General features: G+C 70.9%; 13 protein-coding genes. 4 read left to right on the top strand and 9 right to left on the bottom strand.

The genetic code is table 11. The features are described from left to right. Window positions 1-82: 82 nt before the first annotated feature. The gene (gene glmS / locus Aco03nite_RS22350) at window positions 83-1,966 is read right to left on the bottom strand and encodes a glutamine--fructose-6-phosphate transaminase (isomerizing) (RefSeq protein WP_203797537.1); all 1,884 of its coding nucleotides are present in this window, start codon (window positions 1,964-1,966) and stop codon (window positions 83-85) included. Between the two features lie 154 nt (window positions 1,967-2,120). Here glmS and Aco03nite_RS22355 point away from each other — a divergent pair, with 154 nt between their 5' ends. Further along, window positions 2,121-2,891, top strand: a complete 771-nt coding sequence (locus Aco03nite_RS22355; RefSeq protein ID WP_203797538.1) for an MmpS family transport accessory protein — start codon at window positions 2,121-2,123, stop codon at window positions 2,889-2,891. Between the two features lie 75 nt (window positions 2,892-2,966). Here the strand turns inward: Aco03nite_RS22355 and glmM are convergent, their stop codons facing one another. From glmM to rplM, 3 genes are all read right to left on the bottom strand, one after another. Next, complete coding sequence (gene glmM, locus Aco03nite_RS22360) at window positions 2,967-4,319, bottom strand: phosphoglucosamine mutase (protein WP_203797539.1); 1,353 nt, start codon at window positions 4,317-4,319, stop codon at window positions 2,967-2,969. Between the two features lie 192 nt (window positions 4,320-4,511). Further along, window positions 4,512-5,015, bottom strand: a complete 504-nt coding sequence (gene rpsI, locus Aco03nite_RS22365; RefSeq protein ID WP_203797541.1) for a 30S ribosomal protein S9 — start codon at window positions 5,013-5,015, stop codon at window positions 4,512-4,514. Between the two features lie 20 nt (window positions 5,016-5,035). Then, complete coding sequence (rplM, locus tag Aco03nite_RS22370; protein ID WP_203797543.1) at window positions 5,036-5,479, bottom strand: 50S ribosomal protein L13; 444 nt, start codon at window positions 5,477-5,479, stop codon at window positions 5,036-5,038. A gap of 684 nt (window positions 5,480-6,163) precedes the next feature. On the opposite strand from rplM, the gene Aco03nite_RS22375 reads away from it, so the two are divergent. After that, entirely contained in the window at window positions 6,164-7,291 is a 1,128-nt protein-coding gene (locus Aco03nite_RS22375) for a uroporphyrinogen-III synthase (RefSeq protein WP_203797545.1), read from the top strand. On the opposite strand, the gene Aco03nite_RS22380 is transcribed toward Aco03nite_RS22375, so the two are convergent. The 5 genes from Aco03nite_RS22380 to Aco03nite_RS22400 are packed head-to-tail and all read right to left on the bottom strand — an operon-like array spanning window position 7,281 to window position 11,983. Further along, window positions 7,281-7,910 carry a GNAT family N-acetyltransferase gene (locus tag Aco03nite_RS22380; protein ID WP_203797547.1) on the bottom strand — a complete coding sequence of 210 codons (630 nt, stop codon included), beginning with the start codon at window positions 7,908-7,910 and terminating at the stop codon, window positions 7,281-7,283. The two genes, Aco03nite_RS22375 and Aco03nite_RS22380, sit on opposite strands and share 11 nt — an antisense overlap. Then, a complete protein-coding gene (locus Aco03nite_RS22385; protein ID WP_203797549.1) occupies window positions 7,858-8,472 on the bottom strand; it encodes a GTP-binding protein in 615 nt (204 codons plus the stop codon). Before Aco03nite_RS22385 ends, Aco03nite_RS22380 begins: the two co-directional genes overlap by 53 nt. After that, the gene (locus Aco03nite_RS22390) at window positions 8,453-8,815 is read right to left on the bottom strand and encodes a DUF742 domain-containing protein (protein ID WP_203797551.1); all 363 of its coding nucleotides are present in this window, start codon (window positions 8,813-8,815) and stop codon (window positions 8,453-8,455) included. The genes Aco03nite_RS22385 and Aco03nite_RS22390 overlap by 20 nt, the downstream gene beginning before the upstream one ends. A gap of 46 nt (window positions 8,816-8,861) precedes the next feature. After that, window positions 8,862-9,254 (bottom strand): roadblock/LC7 domain-containing protein, encoded by a 393-nt coding sequence (locus Aco03nite_RS22395; protein ID WP_203797759.1) that lies wholly within the window; start codon window positions 9,252-9,254, stop codon window positions 8,862-8,864. 14 nt (window positions 9,255-9,268) lie between these two features. Then, window positions 9,269-11,983 (bottom strand): sensor histidine kinase, encoded by a 2,715-nt coding sequence (locus Aco03nite_RS22400; RefSeq protein WP_203797553.1) that lies wholly within the window; start codon window positions 11,981-11,983, stop codon window positions 9,269-9,271. 563 nt (window positions 11,984-12,546) lie between these two features. Between Aco03nite_RS22400 and Aco03nite_RS22405 the strand changes: the two genes are divergently transcribed. Next, window positions 12,547-14,703, top strand: coding sequence for a hypothetical protein (locus tag Aco03nite_RS22405; RefSeq protein ID WP_203797555.1), 2,157 nt, complete (start codon window positions 12,547-12,549; stop codon window positions 14,701-14,703). Window positions 14,704-15,193: 490 nt separating this feature from the next. Then, a complete protein-coding gene (locus Aco03nite_RS22410; RefSeq protein WP_239145343.1) occupies window positions 15,194-15,658 on the top strand; it encodes a ribonuclease domain-containing protein in 465 nt (154 codons plus the stop codon). Window positions 15,659-15,846: the final 188 nt, after the last annotated feature.

A 15,846-nucleotide genomic window follows, 5' to 3' on the forward strand; every position in this document is an offset into this window, starting at 1 on the left:
GGGCCGGTCCACGAGGACCGGGCCGGCGGCTCGCCGAGGAGAGAGGAGAAGCAGAGGAGAGGAGAAGCAGAGGCGAAGCGGATTACTCGACGGTGACCGACTTGGCCAGGTTGCGGGGCTGGTCCACGTCGTTCCCGCGGGCCGCGGCGATCTCGCACGCGAGGATCTGCAGCGGCACGGTGGTCATCAGCGGCGCGAGCAGGGTCGGCGTGTGCGGCACCTGGATGAGGTGGTCGGCGAACTGCCGGACGTCCTCGTCGCCCTCCTCGGCGATCACGATGGTGCGGGCGCCCCGGGCCCGGACCTCCTGGATGTTGGAGACGACCTTGTCGCGCATGACACCGCGCCCGGCCGGCGACGGCACCACGCACACCACGGGGGTGCCGTCGTCGATCAGCGAGATCGAGCCGTGCTTGAGCTCACCGGCGGCAAAGCCCTCGGCGTGCATGTAGGCGAGTTCCTTGAGCTTGAGCGCGCCCTCCAGCGCCACCGGGAACCCGACGTGCCGGCCGATGAACAGGACGGTGGAGGCGGTCCGCAGGTCCCGGCCGAGGGCGCGGACGTCGTCCATCCGGCTGAGCAGCGTACGCAGGCTGTCCGGGGTGGCCTGGAGCTTCTCGACGACGGCGGCGACCTCGTCGGAGTACATCACGCCGCGAACCTGGGCCAGGTGCAGGCCGATCAGGTAGCAGGCGACGAGCTGGGTGAGGAACGCCTTGGTGGAGGCGACGGCGATCTCCGGCCCACCGTGGGTGTAGAGGACGGCGTCGGACTCGCGTGGGATGGTGGAGCCGTTGGTGTTGCAGATGGCCAGCACGCGGGCCTTCTGCTCCTTGGCGTGCCGCAGCGCCATCAGCGTGTCCATCGTCTCGCCGGACTGGCTGATCGCGATCACCAGGGTGGAGCGGTCCAGGATCGGGTCGCGGTACCGGAACTCACTGGCCAGCTCCACCTCGCAGGGGATCCGCACCCAGTGCTCGATGGCGTACTTCGCGACCATGCCGGCGTGGTACGCGGTGCCGCAGGCGACGATGAAGACCTTGTCCACGTCCCGCAGGTCCTGGTCGGTGAGGCGCACCTCGTCCAGGATGATCTCGCCGCGCTCGGAGAGCCGGCCGAGCAGGGTGTCGGCGATCGCCTGGGGCTGCTCGGCGATCTCCTTCAGCATGAACCAGTCGTAACCGCCCTTCTCGGCGGCCGACATGTCCCAGTCGACGTGGTATTCCTTGCCGACGGCGGGGCTGCCGTCGAAGCCGGTGATCTCGATGCCCTCCGGGGTGATCAGGACGATCTGGTCCTGGCCGAGCTCGACGGCTTCCCGGGTGTGCTCGATGAAGGCGGAGACGTCGCTGGCGAGGAAGTTCTCCCCGTTGCCACGGCCGACAACCAGCGGCGAGTTGCGGCGGGCGGCGACCACCGCGTTGGGCACGTTCACATCGGTGGCGAGCAGGGTGAAGGCGCCTTCGAGCCGGTTGGCGACCCGGCGCATGCCTTCGGCCAGCAGGGCCGGGCCGTCCTGGGCGCCGGACTCGCGGAGGGCGCGCATCTCGGCGGCGATCAGGTGGGCCGCGCACTCGGTGTCGGTGTCGCTCTGGAACTCGATGCCGGCGGCCTCGAGCTCGGCGCGGAGGCGCGCGAAGTTCTCGATGATGCCGTTGTGGATGACGGCGATCCGGCCGTCGGCGGACAGGTGCGGGTGGGCGTTGCGGTCGGTGGGTCCGCCGTGGGTGGCCCAGCGGGTGTGGCCGATGCCGGTGGTGCCGGTGCCGATGCCGTCGGCGGCCCGTTCGGCGAGCGCCTTCTCCAGGTTGGCGAGTTTGCCCGCTTTCTTCTCAGTCTGGATCACTCCGCTGTCGATGATGGCGACACCCGCGGAGTCATATCCGCGGTACTCCAGGCGGCGCAGCCCGTCGATGACGATGTTGAGCGCCGGTCGGCTTCCTACGTATCCCACGATCCCACACATGACGGCCACCCTAACCGACTTTCGCTCAAACGTCATGCTCGGGAAGTGCACTTTTGAGCATCCGCTGTGATCGGAACGATCGGTCAACTGCTTTGACCCGTACGGGTGAGCGTGCGCTCCGGGCGTACCGTAGGGAAATCGTCGGGAGGAAGACATGAGCGATCCGAGCGAGCCCCGGCAGCCACCCAGGCCGCCGACGTTCAACAACCCGGACTATCCGCCGACGTCCGAGTTCCCGCCGGTGAGCCCGGGGCCGTACCAGCCACACGCCTACACGCCGGGCGTGGCCCAGCCCCCGCCGTACAACCCCGGCTATCCACAGGATCCGGGTAATCCACCGGACCCGGGTTATCAGCCCGGCTACGGCGCTCCGCCCCCGCCCCCGCCGCCGCGCAAGAGCGCGATCCCGATGATCGCCCTGGTCCTGGCCATCACCCTGCTGCTCTGTGGCGGCGTGGCGGTGGTCGGCAAGATCCTGGTGGACCGCGCCACCGAGAAAGCGGCGGAGATCACCGCCCCGATCCTGGAGCCGACGTTCCCGGCGCTGCCCACCGACGGCCCCGAGCTGCCCGGCCTGCCCACCGGTTTCCCGGAGCTTCCCGGTCTGCCCACCGACCTGCCGACCGGGATCCCCGGCGTGGGCGCCGAGGTCAGCGTGACCTACGAGGTAACCGGCGACGGCCCGGCCGAGATCGTCTACATCGAGTCCGGTAACGCTCCGAAGCGGCTCGGCAGTGTCGAACTGCCGTGGAAGGTCACCACCAAGATGAACAGCCCGGCCGCGGTGTACGTGGTGGCCATCCGTGCCGGGCTCGGCGACGGCGCGATCAGCTGCCGGACGACGGTCGACGGCGAGCAGGTGGCCGAACACAGCGCCGAGGGCACCCTGGCCACGGCGAACTGCTACAAGCTCGTACTGCAATAAGGAAAAGGCAATAAAGAAGGCCGGCCTCCAGAAAACGGAGACCGGCCTTCTAAAAAGACCGTCAGACAAAGACCGTCAGGCCGGGCTGGCCGACCGCACCTCTTCGGCGATCCGCTCGGCGACGGACCGCGCCTGGTCCTCGGTGGCGGCCTCGACCATTACCCGGACCAGCGGTTCGGTGCCGGACGGCCGGAGCAGCACCCGGCCGGTCTCGCCCAGCTCGTTCTCGGCGAGCGCGACGGCGGCCTGCACGGTCGGCGCGGAGGCACCGGCAGCCCGGTCGCCCACCCGCACGTTGATCAGCACCTGGGGCAGCTTGTGCACGACGGCGGCCAGGTCGGCGAGGGACTTGCCGGTCGCCGAGAGCTGGGCCATCAGGTGCAGGCCGGTGAGCACGCCGTCGCCGGTGGTGGCGAAGGCCGGCATCACGATGTGCCCGCTCTGCTCGCCGCCGAGGGCGAGGTCGCCGCTGGCCAGTTCCTCCAGCACGTACCGGTCGCCGACCTTGGTCTCCAGGAGCTTGATCCCGGACTGCTTCATCGCGATCCGCAGCCCGAGGTTGCTCATCACGGTGGCGACCAGGGTGTCGTCGGTGAGGGTGCCGGCGTCCCGCATGGCCAGGGCCAGGATCGCCATCATCTGGTCACCGTCGACGACGTCACCGGCGGCGGTGACGGCCAGGCAGCGGTCGGCGTCGCCGTCGTGGGCCAGGCCCAGGTCGGCGCCCTCGCGGAGGACTGCCTCACGGACCGCCTCCAGGTGGGTGGAGCCGCAGTCCAGGTTGATGTTGAGCCCGTCCGGCTCGGCGTGGATGGCGATGACCTCGGCGCCGGCCTCCCGGTACGCCACCGGCCCGACCTCGCTGGCCGCGCCGTTCGCGCAGTCGACGACGACCTTGATGCCGTCGAGCCGGTGCGGGATCGAGTCGACCAGGTGCTTGATGTAGTGCTCGGCGCCGTCCAGCAGGTCGTTGACCCGGCCGATGCCGGCGCCGGTGGGCCGGCCGACCAGCCCGTGCCCGTCCTCGATCGCCTGCTCGATGGCCTGTTCCAGCTCGTCCGGGAGCTTGGCGCCACCGGCGGCGAAGAGCTTGATGCCGTTGTCGGCCATGGGGTTGTGCGACGCGGAGATCATCACTCCGAGATCGGCATTGGTCTGCCCGACGAGGTACGCGACCGCCGGCGTGGGAAGCACACCGACCCGCACCACGTTGGCCCCCGCGCTGGTCAGGCCGGCGACGACCGCGGCCTCCAGCATCTCGCCGCTGGCCCGCGGATCACGGCCCACGATCGCGAGCGGCGGATGACTGCCGTCGCTCTCGACGAGAACCCGGGCAGCCGCGACAGCGACCGACAGGGCGAGTTCAGGGGTGAGCAGATCGCCGTTCGCGAGGCCGCGAACGCCGTCTGTGCCGAAGAGTCGCCCCATGGCGGCTTCCTTTCGCCGGTAAATGCGACCTCAAGCCTGCATCAGCGTTCGGCTGGCCACGAGTACCGGAACGGCTAGTTGGGGAGGGATGGACTGCATAAAAACAGAGCAAACATCGACGGCCGAGCACATCCCTCGTACGAGGGACACACTCGGCCGTCGATTCGAGACCAAGGAAGGCCTAGCGCAAGATCAGCGCTTCGAGTACTGCGGGGCCTTACGGGCCTTCTTGAGACCGTACTTCTTGCTCTCCTTGACGCGGGCGTCACGGGTCAGGAAGCCGGCCTTCTTCAGCGCGGGACGGTCGTCCGGCTCGACCGCGATGAGCGCGCGGGCGATGGCGAGACGGAGCGCACCGGCCTGGCCGGTGATGCCACCGCCACGCAGGTTCGCGAAGACGTCGAACTGCTCGGCGCGCTCGGCGGTCACCAGCGGCTCGCGGATCAGCTGCTGGTTGACCTTGCTGGGGAAGTAGTTCTCCAGGTCACGGCCGTTGCAGGTGATCTTGCCGGTGCCGGGCACGAGGCGCACCCGGACGATGGCCTCCTTGCGGCGGCCAACGGTCTGAACGGGACGGTCACCGGGGCGCGGGGCGCGGACCGGGGCCGGCGCCGCTGCCGTCTCCTCGACGACGACGACCGTCTCAGCGGGCTCCTCGACGGTCTCGACGACCTCGGGCTCGATGATGTCAGTCATGCTGCTGCCTTCTCCCGCGCTCACTGCGCGATCTGCTTGATTTCGAACGGCTGCGGCTGCTGGGCGGCGTGCGGGTGCTCGGCGCCCGGGTACACCTTCAGCTTCTTGATGATCTGCCGCGCGAGCTTGTTGTGCGGGAGCATGCCCTTGACGGCCAGCTCGATCGCCTTCTCGGGGCGCTTGGTGAGCAGCTCCTCGTAGCCGACCTGCTTCAGACCACCCGGGTAACCGGAGTGGCGGTAGGCGACCTTGGTCTGCCGCTTGTTGCCGGTCAGGGCGACCTTGCCGGCGTTGATGATCACAACGAAGTCGCCGGTGTCGACGTGCGGGGCGAACTGGGGCTTGTGCTTGCCACGCAGCAGGTTCGCGGTGTGGGTGGCCAGGCGACCCAGAACGACGTCAGAAGCGTCGATAATGTGCCACTGACGCTCGATCTCACCCGGCTTCGGGCTGTACGTACGCACAGAATTACCTTGTCTCGTCGTCGGACTGGGAGGCGCGTGCAAGCCGCAAACCCCACAGAGGGACCAACTCGGCGCACAACAGCAGGCAACGATACCCGGCCGCGCGACGCGTGGTCAAAACAGAGCGGTGTTCGGGGCACAGAGAACCCGGCGAAGGTTCTGGTTGCAAACCCTCAGCCCTGGTAGTACGCCAAACGAGGCAAGCATACCCCTGCGCCCAGGAGCGACCACAGCGGGTCGCGATCCCCCGTACCGCCGGAATAAGCAGGCCTGAACCTTAGCAGGCTCGAAACAAATGGGACGTCCGGCGGAAATTCCACCCCGGCAGTCTTCGGGCATGACCAACGGTGCGCACCTGATGATGTCACGGCGCACCGTGGTGAGACAGCCGTCAGGGTTGAGGACGGACCTGACGGTGTGCACCGGGCCGGCGAGCCGGTCCGATGCGGAGAAGTCGCGGCGTGCCCCGGACGGAGGCATGGCGAAGAACGCAGGCGTGACATGGGAGCGGGTCGACGCTGAGGACGGCGGGCTTCGAGCGTGCCCTTCGGTGGACCGTTCGGCCACGCCGCGACTTCTCGGTCCGAACGGACCGGGCCCGGAGGGAAAGAACAGACCGGGTCCGGAGGGGAAGAACGGACCTGGTCCGGAGGGAACGAACGGACCTGGTCCGGACGGGAAAGAATGACGGCGGCACGCCTGACCGCCGCCGCCCTGGCCGATCCGTCGGCGGCGCTGTCCGGCTACACCATCGGCGTGACCGCGGACCGCCGCAAGGACGAGCTGGCCACCCTGCTGGAGGCCCGCGGCGCCCGGGTGGTGATCGCCCCCGCCCTGCGCATCGTCCCGATCTCCGACGACGCCGAACTGCGCGCCGCCACCCGGGCCTGCCTGGACAGCCCACCCGACATCGTGCTCGTCAACACCGGGATCAAGATGCGCGGCTGGCTGGAGGCGGCGGACGGCTGGGGACTGGCCGATCCGCTGCGGTCGGTGCTCTCCCGGGCCTACCTGGTCGCCCGTGGCCCGAAGGCGCGTGCCGCGGTCCGGGCCGCCGGCCTGCACGACAAGTGGTCGCCGGACGGTGAGGGCTACGAGGAGGTCGTCGAGCACCTGACCGCCCGGGGCCTGCGCGGCCGGACGGTGGCGATGCAGCTGCACGGCGAGAGTCAGCCGGAGTACACCGAGGCGCTGGTGTCGGCCGGCGCCCGGGTCATCGAGCTGCCGGTCTACCGGTGGGCGCCGCCGACCGATCCGGCGCCGCTGCACCGCCTGGTCGATCTGGTCCTGGGCCGGATGGTGGACGCGGTGACGTTCACCTCGGCCGCCGCCGTGCAGGCGGTGCTCCGCGCCGCCGGGACCGGCACCGACGCGCTGCTCGAGGCGTTCCGCGACGACGTGCTGGCCGCCTGTGTGGGACCGGTCACCTCGGCGCCGCTGCGCCGGCAGGGCATCCCGGTGGCGGCGCCGCCCCGGGCCCGGTTGAGCGCCCTGGTCCGCACCATCGTCGACGAACTCCCCCGGCGGGCCGTGTCGCTGCAGCTCTCCGGGCACACCATCGTCCTGCGCGGGCATGCCGCCGTGGTCGACGGCGAGTTGCGGCCGCTGGCCCCGGCACCGATGGCGGTGCTGCGGGCGCTGGCCAACTCCCCCGGCCGGGTGCTGTCCCGGGCCGCGCTGCTGCAGGCGCTGCCGCGGGGCGCCGACGAGCACGCGGTCGAGATGGCGGTGGCCCGGCTGCGGGCCGGGCTGGCCCTGCCCGGGGTGGTGCAGACCGTGGTGAAACGCGGGTACCGGATCCCTATTCCGTGAGGTCCGCGCGGATCCGGGAGTAGACCGCCAGGTCCACCCGCCCGGCCCGGATCTGTCCCGCGTTGCGCAGGATCCCCTCCAGCGCGAAGCCGGACTTCACCGCGACCCGGTTGGAAGCCCGATTCTCCGGCGGTACGCGTAACTCGACCCGTTCGAACCCGAGATCCGCCAGCGCCCACCGGGTGATCGCGGAGGCCGCCTCGGTGGTCAGCCCGAGACCCCGGAACCCGGGCATGGTCCAGTACCCGATCTCGGTGACCCGGGCCGTCCAGTCGGTGCGCTTGAGGTCGATCACACCGGCGAAGTTCCCGTCGTACTCCAGTGCCCGGACCGTGCCGTGCCCACTGACCCGCATCGCCGGGGCCAGCCGGGTGACGAACATCGTCGCGTGGTGTTCGGTGTACGGCCACGGCAACGGCAGCCATCGCTGGGTGACCTCGTCGGAGGCCCCGGCGACGACCTCGGGCACGTCCGTCTCCCGCAGCTCGCGCAGCAGGAGACGGCTGGTCCGGATGTCCAGGTCCGGGAAGGTGTTCCCCCGTCGGCGGGGGATCCGCCGGGCCGGACTAGCCGACCGGTGCGACCTGCCCGTGTTCGGTGACCAAGGTCGCCATCGCATGCTCGACCACCCCGATCAGTACAGCCTTCACCGAATCACGATGCCGGGCGTCGCACATCAGCAACGGAACCCGGGCCGGGATGGCGAGTGCCTCGCGCACCTCCTCCGGCTCGTACCGTGGCGCGCCGTCGAAGCAGTTGACCGCGACGAGGTACGGCAGGTGCCGGTTCTCGAAGTAGTCCAGCGGCGCGAACGCGTCGTTGAGACGCCTGGTGTCGACGAGCACCGCAGCCCCGACGGCGCCCCGGATCAGCTCGTCCCACATGAACCAGAACCGGGTCTGTCCCGGGGTGCCGAACAGGTAGAGGATCAGGTCGTCGGCCATGGTTATCCGGCCGAAGTCCATCGCCACCGTGGTGCTGCCCTTGCCCGGCACCTTGGAGGCGTCGTCGATCCCGGCGCCGGCCACGGTCATCACCGCCTCGGTGGTGAGCGGCTCGATCTCGGAGACCGCCCCGACCAGAGTCGTCTTCCCCACGCCGAAGCCACCCGCGACGACGATCTTCGCGGAGGTGATCTCGGTGGGATGCGATCGCGCCCCATCAGAGCTTGCGAAGTCCACCCAACACCCTTCCCAGCATGTCCATCCGCTCCGTGAACCCGGTCTTCGGAGCGGCACTGTGCAACTGAAGCAACCCGTCGGCGACCATGTCGGCGACGAGCACCCGGGTAACCCCCAACGGCAACCGGGTGAGCGCCGCGAGTTCGGCGAGCGATAGTGCTTTGGGCTCGCACAGCACGGCGATGCGGTATTTGTCGTGCCCGGCGAACCGTGACTCCTGCACGGCCTCCGGTCCCGCGAGCAGGACCGCTTCGATCGGGATGTCCCGGATCGGTTCGGTCCGGCCGCGGGTGACCGCGTACGGCCGCACCAGGTTGCCCCGTGGATCGTGCGGCTCGGTCATGCGCGGTCACCTCGTCTCCACCGGGGGCGTGCTGCGCCCCCGGTGCCTAGTGGCTGCTGACGGCCTGACGTGCCTCGGGCGACAGGGCCGCCCCGACACGCTCCACCAGCAGAGCCATCTCGTAGCCGACCTGGCCGACGTCCGCGTTGCGCGCCGCCAGGACCGCCATCGAGGAACCGTCGCTGATGGACATCAGGAAAAGATAGCCGCTGTCCATTTCGATGATGGTCTGCTGCACGGTTCCGGCGTTGAACATCCGGGACGCGCCGTCGGTGAGGCTGACCACGCCGCAGGTGATGGCGGCCAACTGGTCGGCGCGGTCGGCCGGCAGGTCCCGGGACGAGGCCAGAAGTATGCCGTCTGCCGAGACCGCGACCACGTGGGCGATACCGCCGACGCTGTCCGCGAAGTTGCTGAGCAGCCAGCCCATGTCCTGCATGGTGGGGAGCGTGGTCACTGATCGTTCTCCTTGGGAGGCTTTGTCGCCGTGGCGGCGGCTTCGGCAACGCCGTCGGTCCGCCCTCGTTGCACTCCTCGGTGATACGCGGAAAGTAGCCCGCGAACCTCATCGGGATTGCGACGGTGTTGCGCCCGCGGGGTGGATTCCACCCCACCGGGTACTAGCTGGGCCTGGGGAATCCGCTTCGGCAGCCCGGATCGGGTGGTGCCGGCGTCCTTGGGATCGGACGCCGCGCGGGCCAGGCTCCACCCCTCGTCGGCGGCGGTCCGCCAGCGTTCGTCACCGGCCCGGCGCGGCTTCGGCACGGTGCGGGTGGCCTGCGCCTGCGCCTTCTCCTTCCGGGCCGCGGTGCCGGGCGGCGCGTACCCGGCCGTCGGCATGCCGTTCCACCCACCGGTCTCCGCCTCGCCCGCGAACCAGGTCTCCTGCATCTCGACCTGGATCGGTGTGCCGGGCGCGGCCGGTGCGGCAGGCGGCGCGAGGCCGGTGACGGGCGCGGTCTCCGGCGCGGCCGGCGCGGGAGCCGGTGGTTGCGGTTCGTTCTCCACCACCTGCTGCGGTACGCGGGTGGGCAGCTTGGGCCGGTCCGGGGTCGGAGTCAGGTCCAGTTCGGACATCGGCGTGCTGACCTGGGGCTTCGGCCGGTACGCCGGTTGCATCGGCGGCGGGACGGCGCGGACCGGTGGGCGTACCTCCGCGTTGCGGGCCGCACCCACCGGCGGCGGGCCGGGCCGGGTCCAGGTCGCCGCCCGCCCGGGCGCCGCGCCGGCGTTCTCGGTGCCGGAGGCGACCACGATGTCGGCGGGCAGGATGATCTCGGCGCTGGTGCCACCGTCGGCGCCGGGGCGCAGCTCGACGCGGATGCCGTGCCGGGCCGCGAGCCGGGCCACCACCGCGAAGCCCATCAGCCGGAACGCGGAGGCGTCCACCTCGGTGGGCTCGGACAGCCGCCGGTTCAGCTGGTCCAGCTGGTCCGGGTTGATACCCAGGCCACGGTCCTCGACCCGGATCACCGCCCGGTCGCCGGAGCGGGCGCCGTGTGCCATCACCACGGTCTCCGGCGCGGAGAACCGGGTGGAGTTGTCGAGCAGTTCGGCGACCAGGCGGACCACGTCGTTGACGGCGGCCGCGGCGACCAGCACGTCGGTGTCGACGGTGCCGAACTCGATCCGGTGGTAGAGCTCCACCTCGGACTGGGCGGCCCGCAGCACGTCGACGACCAGGGCGTCCTCCCGCCGCGGCGTACCTACCTCGGCGCCGGCCAGGACCAGCAGGTTCTCGTCGTTGCGGCGCATCCGGGTGGCGAGGTGGTCGAGTTCGAAGAGGCGGGCCAGCCGCTTCGGGTCCTCCTCCATCCGCTCGATCTGGTCGAGTTCGCCGATCATCCGGTCGACCAGGTTCTGGCTGCGCCGGGCCAGGCTGAGGAACATGGTGGACATGCTGGTGCGCATGGCGGCCTGTTCGGCGGCGATCCGGATGGCCTCCCGGTGCACCATGTTGAAGGCCTCGGCGACCTCGCCGAACTCGTCCCGGTCGACGACCGGGATCGGATCCCGGGTCTGCGCGACGATCCGTTCCACGCCGCCCTCGTTGAAGCCCTCGACGTCGTGCAGCAGGCCGACCGCGACCGGCAGGTCCCGGTTGGCCACGCCGAGCGCGCCCTCCCGCAGCCGGCGGACCGCGAGCAGCAGCGCCCGGCCCAGGTAGAAGCCGAGGGCGACGGCCGCGATCACGATCAGCAGGATGCCGATGAACTCGATGGTGGCCAGCCGGGCGGTCGCCGTCTTCTCCTGCTTCGCGACCTCGACGACCTGTTCCTCGAGTTCCCGCTCGGTGCCGCGGAGCAGCGCCAGCAGGTCGCCGAACGCGTCGGTCACCTCGGCCGGGCTGACCGCCTGCGCGGCGCTGAGCCGGGCCGACACCTCGTCGGCGCGCTGCACCGCGGGGTCACCGAGGGCCGCGTCGGCGAGATCGGCCTGCTCGTCGGTGGCGACCGCGCGGAAGCCGGTGAGCGCGCCGGCCCGGGTGACCTGCGCGGCGATCAGCTGCCGCTGCCGGTCGGCGCCGAAGTCACCGGTGGCCCGGATCGTGTAGGCGATGGCGGCCTGGTCGGCGGCGGCGGCCTCCAGCACGTTGAACGCGGCGAGCGCGCTCAGGCCGTCGGCGACCGGGCCGCGGGCGGCCTCCAGACTGAGCAGGGATTCATAATCGGTCAGACTGCCCAGGATCCCGCCGTACGAGCCGGTCGCCTCGGCGAGGCTGGTGCCGGTGCGCTTGCCGACCCCGGTACGCAGCGCGGTCAGGGTGGCGAGCTGGCGGTCGACGATGACGAGCCGGCTCTCGATCCGCCGGGGCACTCCGGTGATCTCGGCACGATCGGCCCGGACCACCGCGATCTGGGTGTCCACCGCCTTGATCGCTTCCTGGTACCCGGTGCCCGGCCGGTTCGGCCCGGACAGGAACTCGGCGGCGGCCATCCGTTCGTCGTGCAGCAGCCGGCCCAGGTCGGACAGTTCGGTGCCGAGCTCGGCGAGGCGGACCACCCGGTCGGCGGCGGTCGACTCCCTGGTGACCTCGAGCATCCGCATCGAGGCCAGGCCGAACACCGCGGTCAGCGGCAGGAGCAGCAGGCCGGCGATCTTCCCGCGCAGTCGCAGACCACCCCGTCGTGCGGGTCGTGCGGCCAGGGCGGGGGATCCCGTGCTCACGACTTCTCCTTCGCGGTCGATCCCGCTCCGCACCACAGCAGGAGCCGGCCCATCGGCGGCCACGGTCCGACCACCTCCGGAATCCGCGGCAAGGCCCGCGCCGTTTCCGGCACGGCGGCGATTTCATCAGAACCGCAGGCCTTTTGGGAAGTCTCGATCCTCCCGGAAAAGGCTCGGCTGTCCGGATGATAAGTGCGCGCGCGACGGCACTGTGGACGCGCTCCCAAGGTTGACGTGCGCGAATACATCACGGACGACGGTCCGTGATGCCACGGTCACCGCGCAACATCACTTTTCCAACCACTATGTGAGAGTTCCGTCCCGCGACCTCGAAGAACACGGTGGCAAGGTTTGGCGCGACCCGACGGACCCGTTGTCCGTGCGCGATAGTGTCCACTCTGGACGACGAATCTGGCAAGTAGCTCGTACGGTGCCCACGGGTCACCCTGTGTGACCGTTTTTAATTGATGTGAATCGATACCCACAGTTGCCGACTTTAGGCTGCCTTAAGAAGCGGACCCCGGACTGGCGCATCATGCGGAACATTCCGTAACGTGCCCGGCATGGCATTTCGGAGCTGGCTGAAGCTACTTGCCGCCACCGTCACGGCCGCCGCGGTGATCGGGGCAGGTCAGCTGGGTGTCGCCTACGGGCTCGGCATGGTGCGGTTCGACCAGACTTTGGAAATCACCCAGCGTGATCAGTGGACAGCACAACTCGCCTGGATCGCCTGGATCACGATGACGGCGGCGGCTCTCGGAGCCGTGGTCGCCACCATGCTCCGGCCCCGCTGGTCGCCCCGGCCGGTCGCCTCCGGCGGCGCGCTCGGGATCGGCCTGGCCGCCGGGATCGGCGCCCTCGCCGTGCTGCCGCTGACCGTCCAGCCGGCCCGGGAGGCCCAGGTCACCGGGGTGCAGCCGGCCCTGATCATCGGCATCTGCACCGTCCTCGGCGCCGCGCTCGGCATCTTCGCCGCCTACGCGGCCGCCGCCCGGGCCGCGGCCCGCTGGAGCCTGGCCACCCTGAGCGTCACTGTCTGGGCTGTCGCGCTGATCTCGGTGGCGCCGTCGCTGAAGTCCGGCGGCACCGCCCCCACCGTGCGCCTCGGCGTGCTGGAGGGCGATTTCATCCCCGCCGCCGTCGCCGAGCACACCCCGTTCGCGACCATGCCGGCGATCGCCCTGCTCACCGGCCTGATCATCGGCTGGATCGCCCGCGGCCGGCGGATGTCGACCCTGGCGGTCGCCCTCAGCGGACTGACCGGCCCGGCCCTGCTGACCCTGGCCCACCTGATCGCCGGCCCCGGCTCAGCCGCCGGTTTCGAGTTGACCCCGTACTGGGCGGCGATGACCGCGAGCGGCGCCGGAGTCCTGGGTTTGGTACTGGCAGCCATCCTCCGCAGCGCCCCCGCAGGCAACACCTCCCCGGGCGGCGCCTCAGCGACCGGCACTCCGGAGAACAACCCCGCGAACGACACCGCGGCAGGTGACGCCGCAGCAGGCGGCGCCTCCAGCGGCAGCTCCGCAAGTGGCTCCGCGAGCGGCAACTCCATGGGTGGCACCGCAGGCGGCAACTCCACGGGTAGCACCGCAAGCGGCAACTCCACGGGTGGCTCCGCGAGCGGCAACTTCGCAGGTGGCACCGCGAGCGGCACCGCGGCGAGCGGCACCGCGGCGAGCGGCAACTCCGCCAACAGCGCCCAGTCGAGTGACTTCCCGGCAGGCGGCTCGCCGACGGGCAGCAATCCCGAGTCCGGGCACACGTCCGGGCACGATCCGTCCGCCGGGCCGAAGCCCGAGGCTGCCACCGGCCGCGCCAGCCTCCCGCGCCGCGACGTGCCCCACCAGTCCGCGATCGCCCAGGCCGCGGCCGCCGCCGCGATGCGCCCCGAGGACCAGCTGCGCCCCTCCGACACCGGCGTTCTCCCTCTCGGCGACCACCGCCCCCACCCGCTGCAGGACTTGGCCGAGCACCCGTCCTCACCCTTCGCAACAGGCAACGGCACCCCGTTCCACCAGAACACCGGAGCCCACGCCCAGGTCCCACCGCCCGGCCAGGGCCAGCATCAGACTCCCGGCCAGGGCCAGCACCAGACCTCCGGACAGGCTCAGCACCAGCCCTCCGGCCAGCGCCCGGGACCAGGCCAGCAGCCAACCCCCGGCCAGCACTCAACCGGCCAGCACCCGACCGGCCAGCACCCGACATCTGGACAACACCCGACGTCCGGGCAGCGCCAGAACCCCGGCCAGCAGCCGACGCCCGGCCAACGCCAGGGATCCGGCCAGCACCCAACGTCGGGGCAGCGCCAGGGATCCGGCCAGCACCCAGCACCGGGGCAGCACCCAGCACCCGGCCAGCACTCGGCACAGTTCGCCGCCCCGCCCGCGATCCCGGCCCAGGTGGCCGGCCTGGCTCCGGCGCAGGTAGGCGGCCCGGAGGCCGAGCCGCGTTTCTCCGGACAACAGCCGGCCAAGGCCTCCGGAGGCCTACGGCGCGGCTGGCGAACCCGCCGCAACGCCCCCGAGCCGCAGCAGACCGACACACCGTCCGGAGCCCTGACCGGAGACACCGGTTCGTTCAACGGTTTCACCCCACACCCCGACCACGCTCCGGCAAGCGCCCAGCCCCAGCCCACCCGGCCCCCGATCCCCGCCCAGCGGGGCCGCCGCTCCGGTAAGGAAGACGACTACGTCGGCTGGGTCAACGACCTGGGCAAGTAGGCCCCCTCCCGGCGCCACCCAGGCGCCGGTCACCCACCGCCAACTCGCGGCCGAGGCCGCGGGCTTCGGCTGCGGGGGCGGCCCCTCCTTCACCTCAGCCCAACCCTGGCTCCTGCCAGCCCGACGCGGGCCCCGCTCTTGGCCCCCACCAGCCCAACCCTCACCGCAGCCAGCCCGATCCGGGCCCCGCTCTTGGCCCCCACCAGCCCAACCCTCACCGCAGCCAGCCCGAATCGGGCCCGGCCCTTGGCCCCACCATCCCAACCCGAGCCTCGGCAACGCCGGGGCTCGGCAACGCCGGGGCTCGGCAACGCCGGGGCTCGGCATTCCACCCCTCACTCCAGGCCTGCCGTCAGACCGGGCCGACGCGGGCGACGCGACGCGGGGCGGGGCGGTGGTCTTCTGGCTTCTGCCCGGCCGGTAAAGCATCGGCGAACGCCGATGGAATGATGCGGTCGGGAGGTACCGCCGGGCGCGTTAAGCAGTGACGATGGTCGATGTCAGAGACTTTCTCCTCGACATCGGGAGTCCGATCATGATCAGCCGCATCGGCCGGTTCCTCGCCGGCCTGGCCCTGGTAGTGGGCCTCTCCGGCACCGCCCTCGTCGCCCCCGCGATCGTCGCGCCGGCCTCCACCGACGCGGCCCAGGCCGCCGTCTACAACAGCTGCACGATCAGCCGCTGTTCGGCCGCCCGGACCGCGTTCACCGGCTGGCAGTCGCTCGGCTGGCCCACCACGGCCGGCTGGTACACCTGGCCGTACGGCAACTACAACTACACCGGCGGCACCTTCTACAACCGTGAGGGCCAGCTCCCGTCGGCCACCTACTCCGAGTACGACGTCTACCCCCGTGCCCGCGGCGCCGCCCGGGACGCGTACCGGATCGTGGTCAACCGCAGCACCCGGGCCGCCTACTTCACCCCGGACCACTACGTGACGTTCTACCGCCTCTGACCGAACCCGGACCCGAACCCGAACCCGGCGCACGTGGCGGTCACCGACGGTGGCCGCCACTTCGTGCGGTCCGGCTTCGTCCACTCCAGACCCGTCACGCCTGCCCGAAAAAGAACATCGTCTTAACAGTGCCCAGAACTGCCTATATGGATGACAGTGGATAGAACGAACGGCCGCTCTGAGTGACT

Source organism: Actinoplanes couchii, assembly GCF_016862075.1.
Lineage (GTDB): Bacteria > Actinomycetota > Actinomycetes > Mycobacteriales > Micromonosporaceae > Actinoplanes > Actinoplanes couchii.